This is a genomic window from Sinorhizobium sp. GQ132 (assembly GCF_059758575.1).
Genome location: NZ_JCAXDX010000016.1, coordinates 42,699 through 54,941 on the forward strand (window position 1 = coordinate 42,699; position 12,243 = coordinate 54,941).

Genomic DNA, 12,243 nt, shown 5'->3' on the forward strand with positions numbered 1-12,243 from the left:
AGCCAGGAACGAGAAAGACGCCGCATGAAAGTCAAATCATTGATGCAGCAATATTGGGACAAGATCGGCGCTGATCCTAAGGCAAACTGGCACATCGCCCACATCGATGACGACGAAGCGTTTTTCGCATCCGGCAAGAAGGACATCCAGAAGATATTCAATGGCAAGTTGGACGCCCTCTCGTCCGGTTCTCTTGTTCTGGACATTGGGTGTGGCCGCGGAAGGCTTGCGCGCGCCTTGGCCGAACTCAGAAGTGATGTAAGGGTCTTCGGCGTAGATGTTGCTCCGTCGATGATACAAAGCGCTATTTTGAGCAATGCCCACATCAAGAACGCCAGTTTTTGCGTTGGCGACGGGGATTCCTTGGCCATCTTCCCGGACGAGGTCTTCGACTGCGCCTACAGCTACATCGTGTTTCAGCACCTCCCGCGCCACGTCGTCGGGCAATATATCTCTGAAGCGGCTCGGGTGTTAAAGCCTGGAGGGAAGCTGATATTTCAGGTGCAGCAGAGAGACGAGCCGATGATGATCGATCCCGTTTGGAACGATTTCCGCACAATTAGATACTACACCAATGAACAAGCCGCTGCCTTGGTGCAACCTCCACTTTCCGCCACGAAAATCAGGGGAAAGGGTCACGACCTATTCATCGAATGTCAGAAAAATAGCTAGCTTCCTGATGCCTGCCGGAGCGCCTCAGCGATTCCCAGCGCCTACGCAACGCTCCGAGAGTTTCGTGGAAGACGGGAGGGATCCGAGAAAATGAACATCTGCCCAATCTGTTCCGCCGCATCCGAGTTCAAGGAATTTAGAGGAAGACCGGCCGAGCAGTGTCCAAATTGCTCCAGCCTGGAGAGGACAAGAACCGTCTATCTCTGCCTAATGATGAAAGGCCGCTTACCGCAAATTGGGACTGCTAGCTTCGATCGCAGTATCCACCACTTTGCCCCAGAACGATCACTTTACAACGAGCTCTCAGCGCACGGGAAAAACGGACAATATCGGTGCTACGATTTCTCACCTGAAATTTATAAGTTCGCCAATGGCCGCATCAAACGGCACGATCTTTGTGACCGGGATGCTAACCGCGACCTCGCGATGGCAGACATCATTCTGCACAACCACGTCTTGGAGCATCTGCCGACCGATTTCCGTCACGTCCTCGACGACCTGAATAGCCGGCTCGCGCCCGGAGGAATACACGTCTTCACCTTGCCTACAAAGGGTGGCAAGTACGACGAAGATCTGTCGCCGAATCTGGCGCCAGAGGAGAGGAAGAGGCGGTTCGCGCAAGAGGACCATGTAAGGATCTTCGGCCGCGACGACGCCCTAGAGATGATCGGTGAAGCTCTCGGCCGTAACGGATCGGTCTTCCGCCTGAACCACTACATCACACCGGCCATGGCATCCGTCTTTGGTGTTAGAAACTCCTACGATATCGACGCCAGGGGCGGCGTCGGCGGCAGCACAGTATTTTACTACGAGAGGGCAGCCGTCGGAGTGGAGGGCACTGCCTTCCCCCGCCGGCAAAGTGCTATGACGAAAGCTGGCCTTGCCGAGCTTTTGATCGAGCTTATCGATGCGCGCATCGCAGAAACCGGCGGGACCGGCACGTCAAAAAGGTCCTCATCTGAAATCGCTCGTCAAACGATCGATCTCTTGGTTGACCGGATAGGGTCACCCGATTTCTACAGGAATTTGGAAGAGGCCGCCGAATAGGCGGCCTCGCACCTCATTGCGTTAGCTCACGACGCTCAAGGAGCGTGAGCCCGAGGTGAAACCCGAGTGGGCCAAACCCGCTAAGAAGGTCTGAGCGGACGACAACGACAGAGCCATTGATAATTTGATAGTTTTCGTTGGGCACACCATAACAGAGGCTTGGCACAGGTATTCACACGTGGACCACCAAGATGGCCTCGGCGCAGGTCATGGCAACAGTTGACCAATTCCATATGCGGACGGCTTCCACTTGCGAGTGTTGTTTACAGATATTTTTGATCCGCGCTTCCAAATGTGCGGCCTTTGGTTTGCCACAGGCGGGACAGGCGCAGTCTCATCGGCCTCTTTGAATGGCCTGGTGTCGCTTTCCGCTGCGGCGATCAACAAATCGCTTTAGCGCCAGTTCCAACTGCTGGATTTCCCGCTGTGGCTAAATCTTTCCGAGAACTCGCCTAATGCAGCCATGTAAAAGCACCCATTCGAGACACGTCGGTATAGCCGAGGAGGCGCTTGGCTGGCTCTCTCGAACAAACCGGACACCTCTTCCGCCTCGTCGATGATTTGCAAGGAACGACTGGCGGAGCTCGAGCGGGCGCCCATTCGGGGCGGATAACTTGTGACAAGCAGCGGTCGCTTGAGACTGGCGGATTTATCGCAGCCCATGTAGATAGCAGTCTTGCTCTGATGGATCCAAGGCGCCGATGGCGGTAATGCAACGACAGACAGAAGACTTCGCCAGCATTTCCTCCGTTCCGACACCGGGGCCGGTGCCGACCTTTGCCGTCCAGATCATCGGATGGAAGAGAGAGACTTTTAAGGGGTATTTCCCCGACAGGCACTTCCGCTTCCTCCCGATGAATGTCGGCGAGCGAGAGTTTGAGCGCGTCTGGAAGCCGCGAATCCTGGCCGAGAAGGACGCCGAGATTCTCGCCTGGGGCCCGGAGCTGCCGGGCGCACTGGAGGCTCTGGCGAAAGCGCGGAACATTCCCGTTACCTTCATAGAGGACGGTTTCCTACGTTCGGTCCGACCAAGTGCCAGCCGCACGCCTCCCTTGTCCCTGGCGCTCGACAGCAGGGCGCTTTATTTCGATTGCCGGCGTCCCTCCGACCTCGAAGTACTGCTATCGACCCATGATTTCGAAGCGGATGCGGCTCTGCTGGAGCGCGCGCGCGCCGGCATCGTGCTTCTCACCGAGAGTGGCATTAGCAAATATAATGCCACGCGTCAGCGCACCGCCGAGGACGTCTACGGCGAGAAGTCGCGCAAGCGGGTGCTGGTGGTCGGCCAGGTGGAGGACGATGCTTCGATCCGCTACGGCTGTCTCAGCCGCATGACCAACAACGACCTGGTGCGGCTTGCGGCCTCCGAGCAAGCGGACGCCCAGATCCTCTACAAGCCGCATCCGGACGTGCTGAGCCGCGCCCGCCCGGCAAGGTCCGACCCCGCCGACGTGGCGCATCTTTGCGAGGTGGTGACCGAGAGCCTGCCGCTGGCCGAGGCGCTGCGCACCGTCGACCACGTCTATACGATCACCTCGCTTGCAGGCTTCGAGGCGCTCCTGCGCGGCATCAGGGTTACGACCGCCGGCTGTCCCTTCTATGCCGGATGGGGCCTGACGGACGACCGCCAGCCGAACCCGCGCCGCGGGCGGCACTTAAGCATTGAAGCGCTTTTCGCCGGCGCCTATCTGCTCTATCCTCGCTACTTCGATCCCGAGACTGGAGAGCAAACCTCATTCGAAGCGACCGTGACCGCGATCAGAAGACAGCTCGACGAGCCGCAAGGCCTTCGCCCGCGCCGGCCGCAATGGCGCGCCTGGGGCCCTTACGGCCTTCTCGGCTGGCGCCATCTGCTGACCGCCTTCGTCACGCCGGCGATCCGCAAGATCGGCAGTGACCGCGATGTCGAAGACTTCAAGTCCGACCCGATCCGCTTTTTCCGCACCCTTTCCGAGCGGAAGTACCGGATCATCGGCCGCATACTCTATCCGTTCGGGTGACTGACATGGGCTATCTCACCACCCATTTCCGCGTCGTCGGCGCACTTCTGGTTCGCGAAATGGCGACGCGCTTCGGCTCCAAGCCTGGCGGCTATGTCTGGGCCCTGCTCGATCCGGCGGCCCACATCCTGCTGATGACGGTAATCTTCCAGGCGATCGCCCGCGCGCCGGCGCTCGGCACCAGCTTCGCGCTCTTCTTCGCCACCGGCTATATCGCCTTCCAGTTCTACCAGGCGATGACGGGGTACCTGAACGCAGCGGTCAAGGCCAACAAGGCGCTGCTCAGCTACCCGAATGTCGCGCCGATCGACACCATCGTCGCCCGCTTCGTGTTGCAGATGGGCACGACATCGCTTGTCGCCTTCATCGTGCTCGGCACGATCGTCGCCACAATGCGCGTCGACACGAACATCCACTGGCCCTCGATCCTCGAAGCGGTCGGGCTCGCCTGCCTCTTCGGCCTTGGCGTGGCCATGGTCAATTGCGTACTGTTCCTTAGATATCCGCTCTACGAGCAGGTCTTCAGCATCGTCAACCGGCCGCTCTTCCTGATCTCAGGCGTCTTCTTTCTGCCCGACTCGATCCCCGCGCCGTATCGCGATCTCGTGCTCATCAATCCGCTCGTCCACGTCATCATGGGCTTTCGCCAGGGTTTCTATCCGGAATATCGGGCGATCGGCCTCGATATGACCTATCTCTACGGAATCGCATTTCTGACATTGTTTGCCGGAATGCTGGTTTTCACCCTTTCCAGAAAGACGCTGAGAAACGAATGATCCGGTTCGAGCAGGCAACGAAATATGCCCGCACCAAAGGCATCAAGAAGCCGATCATCGAGGACGCATCGCTGACGCTGAACCGCGGAAAGAGCGTCGGCCTGCTCGGCCGCAACGGCGCCGGAAAATCGACATTGCTGCGCCTGATCGCCGGCGCCATCAAGCTCGACAAGGGCCGAATCATCCGCCGGGGCAAGATTTCCTGGCCGCTTGGCTTCGCCGGCAGCTTTCAGCCATCCATGACGGGCGAACAGAATGTGCGCTTCGTCGCCCGCATCTACGGCGTCGATACCGAGCAACTGATCGGATATGTCGAGGATTTCGCCGAGCTCGGCCCCTTCTTCAAGGCGCCGGTCGGCACCTATTCCTCCGGCATGAAGGCGCGCCTGGCCTTCGGCTTGAGCATGGGCGTCAACTTCGACTATTATCTCGTCGACGAAATCACCGCCGTTGGTGACTCAAATTTTAGGAAAAAGTGCCAGGCTGTCTTCGAGACCAAGCTGCAGGAATCTGACATTATCATGGTTTCGCACAGCACAGGTACGATCCGCGACTATTGCGATTGCGGCGTGGTGCTAGAAAAAGGCAAGATGACCTATTATGAGAATGTGGAAGACGCGATCCGCGCGCATGACAAGAATATGAAGGAAAGCTAAATGGCGGCAAGCAAGGACGCGGCAGTGAACAAGCCTGACCCCGCGCAGGCCGCCGACAAGCCGAACAGCGCCAAGGCCACGGCGAAAAGCAAGGGCATCGCGGTCCTCGAGGGACTTCTCGGCAAAGAGAGCGCACCTGTCATCCCGTTGCCGGGGCGCAAGGTCGAGCCACCCAAAAAGGCCGGCTGGCAGCTGAAGTGGCCAAGAAAGCTGCGCTGGCGCCACGCCATTATCGGCGCATCTTTCCTTGGGCTCGTCGCCGTACCGGCGACGCTCGCCTCGCTCTACATGGCCTTCATCGCCGCCGACCAGTATCATAGTACCGCCTCCTTCGCCGTGCGCAGCATCGAAGGCGGCGTTTCGAGCGATATCCTCGGCATGTTCACGCAGGCCTCGGGCGGCAGCACCGTTTCGGACAGCTATATTCTCATGGACTATATCCTGAGCGAACGCATGGCCGCGGATGCCGACCGGCGGTTCAAGCTCGAAGAGGTCTACGCCACCCGCGGGCTCGACTATTTCTACGGCATCGGCTCCGATCTGCCGATCGAGGACAAACTTGCCTACTGGCGCGATATGGTGAAGGTTAATTTCGACCACGCCTCCGGTATCATGCAGGTGACCGTCAAGGCCTTCGAACCGAAACAGGCGCAGGAGATCGCAAAGTTCATCGTCGACCAGAGCGACAATCTCGTAAACAGCCTCTCCCTTTCCGCGCGCAACGACGTGCTGCGCGCCGCGCAGGATGAGGTGCTTGCCGGGGAAGCGCGCCTTTCAAAAGCGCGCGCGGGACTGCGCGGCTACCGTGACAAATCGCAGGAGATCAGCCCGGAAGAGGGCGCGAAACTCGCCGTTCAGCTCATCGGCTCATTGGAGCAGCAACTCACGCAGCTCAATGCTGATCTCGCCACAGCAAAAAGCCAAATGAGCGAAGGCACGCCGCGCATCCGCGTGCTCAAAACCCGCATCGAAAGCCTGGAACAGCAACTCGCAGTGGAACGCCAACGGCTGGGCGCGGGCGAAAAGAACCCTTCAGCTGCAGACGACCCCAGCTCTCCAGATGTCGCCGGCCGAATCGCCGAGTTCGAGGAACTCGAGACAGAGCGCGAATTCGCTGAGCGTGCGTATACCGCAGCTTTGGCCTCCCTTGAGAAGGCCCGCATCGACGCGAACAACCGCCAACGCTACCTCGCGCTTTTCATTGAACCTACGCTTTCGCAGATGGCGCAGTATCCCAGCCGGATGTTGAATGCGTTTCTCGTGATGCTCGCGCTGCTCTTTGTCTGGGGCGTCGGTGTAATGGGCTACTATAATGTCCGGGATCGGGCATAGCGGCATAGCGGTGTCAGCATGAGAAATAAGATTCGCGACAGGACATCTGGCGGATCGTTCCGGAGCAATCTGAGCCGCTAGACTTAGACTAAGACTAAGACTAGGTGTTTGATCCCAGGCTTTGATTGGGCATCCTTGTCTTCCGAATCAAAGGATGCGCTATTGGCCAGGTTCTTCATGGGAGCATCAAGGACGCGGCTCCTTTGCGGAAGTCGACCGGCTGGCACGACACATAGACCACCACACCCGAAGCAATCATGCCTTGCGAACCGCCTGCAGAACCTTCACCAGGTGATCGGGGTCAAAATCGCCGCCGACGCGCACCATTATATCTGCAATGACAATATCTACCCAGCCGCTGCTTACCGTTTCAACGCGCGCGAACTTGATCTGCTTGCCAGTTCCCTCCGTCAGGGGCGCAACAACAAGGTCTGGCTCGCCACTGGCTATACTAATGCGGGCGAAGCAGAACTGAAAAGCAAGGCTCCCCTTCAGCTCCTCGTTCTACAGTTAGCGAAATCTGATCGAGCGTTTTTTCAACGAACTCAAACAATGCAGAGGTATAGCTACTCACGATGACAAAGACGCTCGGAACTTCCTCGCAACCATAAAGCTGATCGCAACACGGTCGTTTTGAGTCTCGCGCTAGGTCCGACCGAACTCGTCAGCCATCCGGATAATGTCATCCTCGCCAAGATGGGAGCCGGTCTGGACCTCAATCAGTTCGAGCATGATCTTCCCCGGATTGGCGAGGCGGTGAATTTCACCGAGTGGTACATAGACAGATTCGTTCTCCCGGAGAACCGCTACCATCTCACCCACCGTAACCTCTGCGGTCCCTTTGACTACGATCCAATGCTCCGAGCGATGATGGTGCTTTTGAAGAGACAGTTTCCTGCCGGGCAAAACGAAAATACGCTTCACTTGGAAACGATCACCTACGAGGACAGAAGTATACCCCCCCCACGGGCGGTAGCACGTCGGGTGGGATTCAGTGAGCCGTGCGGTCGAAGGCGCGGCTTCGAGACGCTTGACGATCTTCCCCACGTCTTGGCTATCTTCCATCCGGCCGATATACACCGCGTCTTCGCTAGCTATGACAACCACGTTCTCAAGGCCGCTTACTACAAGATGCGGTCCATGTGACATTACCAAGGAGCTTCGCGTGTCCACCAAGGTGGTATTGGCTGAAGCGACGTTCTCGTGCTCATCCTGCGTACCGGCTTTCCACACGGAATCCCAGCTACCGAGATCGGACCACTGGAAAGCAGACTGAACTACAGCGGCATTGGACGTCTTTTCCATGACGGCATAATCGATCGAGATATTCGTGCTCTTCTCGAAAGCCATGCGGTCGAGACGCAGGAAATCGGAATCTTTCGCGGCGGCGGAAACCGACAAGTTCGCTGCCTCCAGCACTTCCGAGGCAAACGCTTGTAACTCTGCTAGTAGAACCGGCGCGGCAAACATGAACATGCCGGAGTTCCAATAGAAACCACCGGCAGAGAGCATCTCAACTGCAGTCTTCCTCGCGGGCTTCTCGATGAAACGCTTAACCGCGTGAGCACCACTCGGGAGAATGTCGCCAGCCTCTATGTAGCCATAACCTGTCGCCGGCTCAGTGGGAGTGATTCCAAAGGTCACAAGCTTGCCATCTTCCGCCGCAGCAAGTGCAGTCGAATTTGCGCTGTGATAGGCCTCATCCAGATCAACCTCGTGATCCGAGGCGAGGACTTGGACTATAGCGCCGTCACCAAATAATTTCGTTGCTACGACAGTCGCGGCCGCGATCGCCGGAGCCGTGTTGCGCGCGACGGGTTCGAGCACGATGCTGCTTAGATTGCTACCAAGCTCGCGAGCTTGTTCCGCGACAAGGAATCGAAATTCCTCGTTCGTAACGACAATCGCGGGCTCGTAGATCGCAGGATCCGAGACCCGTTCCAGCGTGCTCTGAAAAAGCGTTCGACTGCCAATGAAGCGAATGAACTGTTTTGGTGCTGCCGCCCGGGAAAGCGGCCAAAGCCGCGTGCCTTTTCCTCCCGCCATGATCAGCGGAACGATTTTCTTGGTCAATTATCGCCTCCTTCGGAAACACTCCCCTTGACACTTACCCAATGCCTCAGTCGATCGAGGCCAATGCCAAGCAACGTCATCGCCGCAGTTTCCGTCGCGGCCTCCACATAACAACGCATCTCTGGCGCATTACCGGAGGGCCGAAAATGAATGATACTGTTGTCCACCAGAGCCACACGAACTCCATCGACATCATTTCTCGACGACACGTCGCCTGCATCTCTCAGGAAGAGGGCAAGGTTAGCCTCTGATGCTCGCAAGTGATCAATTAGGCGAATACAATCCTCAGTCGGGAAATTCTCCAACCGGTCAGACGCCGTGATCGGCAGATTGTACGATCGCGCGATCGTAGATAGCGGCTCTTTCCGAGAGGCGATGAGCGACACGGCGACCAAAATCGGCAGCATGCAATCACGCGTAGGTAGCGGATCGATCACATGTCCGCGCACACTGCACGCGCTTGCCGTCAACAATCCGCCATTCGCCTCGAACCCGACCACCCGCTCCTTACCCGCGGCGAGAGCTTCTTTCATGCCGGCGATCACGAAGGGAGAGCCGACCCGAGTCCGCCTGACGGGGACACCCAATGCTTCGATCCCTGAGTTGGAAGTCACGGGGGTAACGACCACATCGGCACACAGGAACTGTGCGGCCATTACACCGAGGAGGTCGCCGCGCAAGGGAATGCCGCGTTCATCGGCGACGAGCGGCCGGTCACCATCGCCATCGGCAGATACGATAGCATCCAAGCCATACAACTTTGCCCAATCGGCCAAGAGCACGAGCGTCTCATTGGAGACCGCTTCAGTATCCACTGGTATGAATGTCGCCGAGCGACCGAGGGGCACGACCCTTGCCCCGTAATGGGCAAGGACCTCGGCGATGAAATCGCCGGCCACCGTACTGTGCTGATAAACACCGATCTTCAGCCCGCTCAAGGCTCCAACGGGCAACAAGCCTATGTTTCGCTGATAGAACAGATCGAGGCATTTGCCAGCGTGGTCTTGGTTGGCGAGACCCTGATCAACGCACGCTTTTGTTGTAAGTGCATTAGCGGTTAACTGTGTGATTGCATCCTCATCCGACTTTTCGATCTCTCCATCGGGGTTGTAGAACTTAATCCCGTTTCGATCAGCGGGAATATGAGAACCGGTCACCATCAAGCTCGCGGCGCCTTTTTTCATACTGTAATGCGCGAGCGCCGGCGTTGGTGCTGTCCCGCAATCGCATATCTCGAAACCGACATCCTTGAGCACCTCGACACAGATCGCGGCAATTGCAGGACTGGAATCACGGAAGTCGCGCCCGACGAAGATGGGATCACCCACCTTGGCCTTGCCGCTCTCGATCAAGTATCGACCGAATGCAGTTGCATAGATCGATGCCCCGCCCGCGACGAGGTCGACTGATAAGCCACGTAGGCCGCTTGTTCCAAACTTCATAGCATCCGACTGCCTATAATAAGATGTGGTTCTCTTACATTGCCGACGATTTGGGCGCAATCGCCGCCCCGTCATGTCCGGCGAAATGAGAAAGTGCCCCTAACGAAGCGCAGAGTTGACCCCCCGCGTTGTTGGGGGAGGACTAGTTGGGGGAGGACTAGCGACGATTGCGGATGGCTTGTTCTACTGTTAAGCAAATGCCATCCGAAGTGCAGGAGTGAGTAAAGAGATTGGACGCTGACGGCAATCGCACCAAAATCGCTATAGATGGGGCCACCTACGATCTGATTACGCCTCATCGCGCTATTGACTATATCCAAAAGAAAATCTCCGAGACCGGCGAACCATATGAATTGCAAATGTTGCGAGATATGGCGTCGCGGATTACCGCCGGCGATCTTGTTCTCGACATCGGCGCCAATATAGGTAACCACACGCTTTATCTGGCGGCCGTATCCAAGTGTCGTGTCATCGCTTTTGAACCCAACAAGGAACTTACCGACGCGCTTCAATCTTCGGTCATCGCAAACTCACTTGAAGGCATGATCGACGTTCGTCAGTGTGGCGTCGGAGCAACCAGCAATCGCGCATTTTTCAAGAAATCAGCACCCGAAAATCTGGGCAGCCAAGGACTACAGACAGGTAGTGGGGATATCGAGATCATCACCATAGATAGCCTGAATCTGGATAGGCCAATCAAGGCGATGAAAATCGATGTCGAAGGCATGGAACCCGATGTGCTCACCGGTGCGCGAGAAACGATCTCGCGGGATCGACCAGCCATCTACGCCGAGTGCCACGATAGTACAGTCTACAAATCAATAACAGCTATGTTAGATGGCTTGGGCTATGTTTACATGGAGACCTTTAATTCAACGCCCACGCTTCTTTTCGTACACCGTGACAATCTCACGTTTGAGGAGCTCTGTGCGCACATAAACAACCGTCAACGCGCAAACGAATACCGCCTGCGCGGGCGGCTGAAGCGCGCCCAGGAGCCAACGCCCTCTCCCACTCCACTCATCAGATCACAACAAGTCAGGGCGAGCATCCGTCCGCAAGTTGCACAAGAAAGGCAGTTGGTTACTCCAGACAAGTTTAGCGAGTACTCGGGGCTTTTAATCACATGCGACGACCCTGCCAAAATCGAGCTGTACCTTGCCCCTCGGGCCGAAGCCTCGTTGAGATCTGGTCAATCCAAACTCAAAATTAGCTGCCGAAAGGAAGTAGACAAAGCGCTGCTTTCCGTGGGCAGCTTCAGCAAAAAGGTTTCAATTAGCTTCATGAGTGGGAACCCGTCTGTTCAAATCGGTAACTGCGGCGGTCTTGAGATAAATATGACGCTCTATGGTGACTCCTGCGTTTCGATTGGGGACAACACTACTTGCAACTCAGCTAACATCATAGCTGCGGATTCTGATGTGGTGATCGGAAGGGATTGCATGCTCTCTCATAACATCGTTCTCCAATCCTGTGATCAGCACGGCATCATTGACCTTTCCTCGATGGAAATCATCAACACGAAAAGGGGTATCGAAATAGAAGATCATGTTTGGCTGGGCAAAGGCTGCTTCGTCTGCGCAGGAGTAAGGATCGGCAAAGGTGCGATCGCAGCCGCGATGGCGACTGTAACGAGGAATGTTCAGGCGTTCTCACTAGTGGCGGGATGTCCAGCGGGGGTGATCAATACGAATGTGACCTGGACGCGACAGCTCAATGAAATCGATAACCGCACGAGTTCATTTATACTCCGCAATACCTCAAGGACTGGAAATAAACACACGAATGGCTAACATTGAGATCCGGGAGACAAAGAGTGGCGATTATCGACCTGATTAGCGATCTTGAAAATGCTAACGACGGCCAGCGTTCACTCGATGCAGCGATTGGCCTCTTGTTGGGGTGGAAGCGCAAGGTGGAATACGTAAAAACAGACGGCAACGGAGAGCCCGTTCGGAAGGTCTTTTGGATTGTACCGTCCGGTGACGATCCCGGAAGGGTTCCTTACTTTACCACCTCCATCGAAGATGCCTTTCTTCTGGCCAAAACCATTTCACCGGGACATGTTGGCGGAGTTAGCTGGGATGAGAACGGCCGAGGTACAGCCCTGGTTGGTGGCGGTCCATATTGCGAAGCGGCCACCCCCGCTTTGGCGCTGTGCGTGGCTGCACTGAAAATGAAGCTGAGAAAAGAAGGAGCTGAAGAGTAGCGGTCAGGGTTCTCGCGAGTCTGTTTTTCCAAGCAC

General features: G+C 56.7%; 10 protein-coding genes and 1 pseudogene. 9 read left to right on the top strand and 2 right to left on the bottom strand.

Going from position 1 to position 12,243, the window contains the following annotated elements; translation table 11 throughout:
* The first annotated feature begins 24 nt into the window (after positions 1-24).
* The 7 genes and pseudogenes from AC6CIG_RS26590 to AC6CIG_RS26620 all read left to right on the top strand — a co-directional run.
* Positions 25-672, top strand: a complete 648-nt coding sequence (locus tag AC6CIG_RS26590) for a class I SAM-dependent methyltransferase (RefSeq protein ID WP_498324115.1) — start codon at positions 25-27, stop codon at positions 670-672.
* Positions 673-762: 90 nt separating this feature from the next.
* Positions 763-1,719, top strand: a complete 957-nt coding sequence (locus AC6CIG_RS26595; protein ID WP_498324116.1) for a class I SAM-dependent methyltransferase — start codon at positions 763-765, stop codon at positions 1,717-1,719.
* Between the two features lie 701 nt (positions 1,720-2,420).
* Entirely contained in the window at positions 2,421-3,719 is a 1,299-nt protein-coding gene (locus tag AC6CIG_RS26600) for a capsular polysaccharide export protein, LipB/KpsS family (protein WP_498324117.1), read from the top strand.
* Between the two features lie 5 nt (positions 3,720-3,724).
* A complete protein-coding gene (locus AC6CIG_RS26605; RefSeq protein ID WP_498324118.1) occupies positions 3,725-4,495 on the top strand; it encodes an ABC transporter permease in 771 nt (256 codons plus the stop codon).
* The gene (locus tag AC6CIG_RS26610) at positions 4,492-5,151 is read left to right on the top strand and encodes an ABC transporter ATP-binding protein (protein WP_498324119.1); all 660 of its coding nucleotides are present in this window, start codon (positions 4,492-4,494) and stop codon (positions 5,149-5,151) included. Before AC6CIG_RS26605 ends, AC6CIG_RS26610 begins: the two co-directional genes overlap by 4 nt.
* Positions 5,152-6,483, top strand: a complete 1,332-nt coding sequence (locus tag AC6CIG_RS26615; protein ID WP_498324120.1) for a KpsE/RkpR family capsule polysaccharide export protein — start codon at positions 5,152-5,154, stop codon at positions 6,481-6,483.
* 520 nt (positions 6,484-7,003) lie between these two features.
* Positions 7,004-7,120, top strand: a pseudogene (locus AC6CIG_RS26620) (IS5-like element ISRhru5 family transposase); the annotation flags it as partial.
* 8 nt (positions 7,121-7,128) lie between these two features.
* On the opposite strand, the gene AC6CIG_RS26625 reads toward AC6CIG_RS26620, so the two are convergent.
* Positions 7,129-8,556: a mannose-1-phosphate guanylyltransferase/mannose-6-phosphate isomerase gene (locus tag AC6CIG_RS26625; protein ID WP_498324121.1), complete on the bottom strand. Its 1,428-nt coding sequence runs from the start codon at positions 8,554-8,556 to the stop codon at positions 7,129-7,131.
* Positions 8,553-9,998 (bottom strand): phosphomannomutase, encoded by a 1,446-nt coding sequence (locus tag AC6CIG_RS26630; protein WP_498324122.1) that lies wholly within the window; start codon positions 9,996-9,998, stop codon positions 8,553-8,555. The genes AC6CIG_RS26625 and AC6CIG_RS26630 overlap by 4 nt, the downstream gene beginning before the upstream one ends.
* A 230-nt stretch (positions 9,999-10,228) precedes the next feature.
* Here AC6CIG_RS26630 and AC6CIG_RS26635 point away from each other — a divergent pair, with 230 nt between their 5' ends.
* Positions 10,229-11,791, top strand: coding sequence for an FkbM family methyltransferase (locus AC6CIG_RS26635; protein WP_498324123.1), 1,563 nt, complete (start codon positions 10,229-10,231; stop codon positions 11,789-11,791).
* Between the two features lie 23 nt (positions 11,792-11,814).
* The gene (locus AC6CIG_RS26640; protein WP_431141050.1) at positions 11,815-12,207 is read left to right on the top strand and encodes a hypothetical protein; all 393 of its coding nucleotides are present in this window, start codon (positions 11,815-11,817) and stop codon (positions 12,205-12,207) included.
* The last annotated feature ends 36 nt before the right edge of the window (positions 12,208-12,243 follow it).

What these genes read in the sequence shown, in the direction of transcription:
- AC6CIG_RS26630 (WP_498324122.1), bottom strand. Translation starts at nt 9,998, where the DNA reads ATGAAGTTTGGAACAAGCGGCCTACGTGGCTTATCAGTCGACCTCGTC.
- AC6CIG_RS26605 (WP_498324118.1), top strand. Translation starts at nt 3,725, where the DNA reads ATGGGCTATCTCACCACCCATTTCCGCGTCGTCGGCGCACTTCTGGTT.
- AC6CIG_RS26600 (WP_498324117.1), top strand. Translation starts at nt 2,421, where the DNA reads ATGGCGGTAATGCAACGACAGACAGAAGACTTCGCCAGCATTTCCTCC.
- AC6CIG_RS26595 (WP_498324116.1), top strand. Translation starts at nt 763, where the DNA reads ATGAACATCTGCCCAATCTGTTCCGCCGCATCCGAGTTCAAGGAATTT.
- AC6CIG_RS26590 (WP_498324115.1), top strand. Translation starts at nt 25, where the DNA reads ATGAAAGTCAAATCATTGATGCAGCAATATTGGGACAAGATCGGCGCT.
- AC6CIG_RS26615 (WP_498324120.1), top strand. Translation starts at nt 5,152, where the DNA reads ATGGCGGCAAGCAAGGACGCGGCAGTGAACAAGCCTGACCCCGCGCAG.
- AC6CIG_RS26610 (WP_498324119.1), top strand. Translation starts at nt 4,492, where the DNA reads ATGATCCGGTTCGAGCAGGCAACGAAATATGCCCGCACCAAAGGCATC.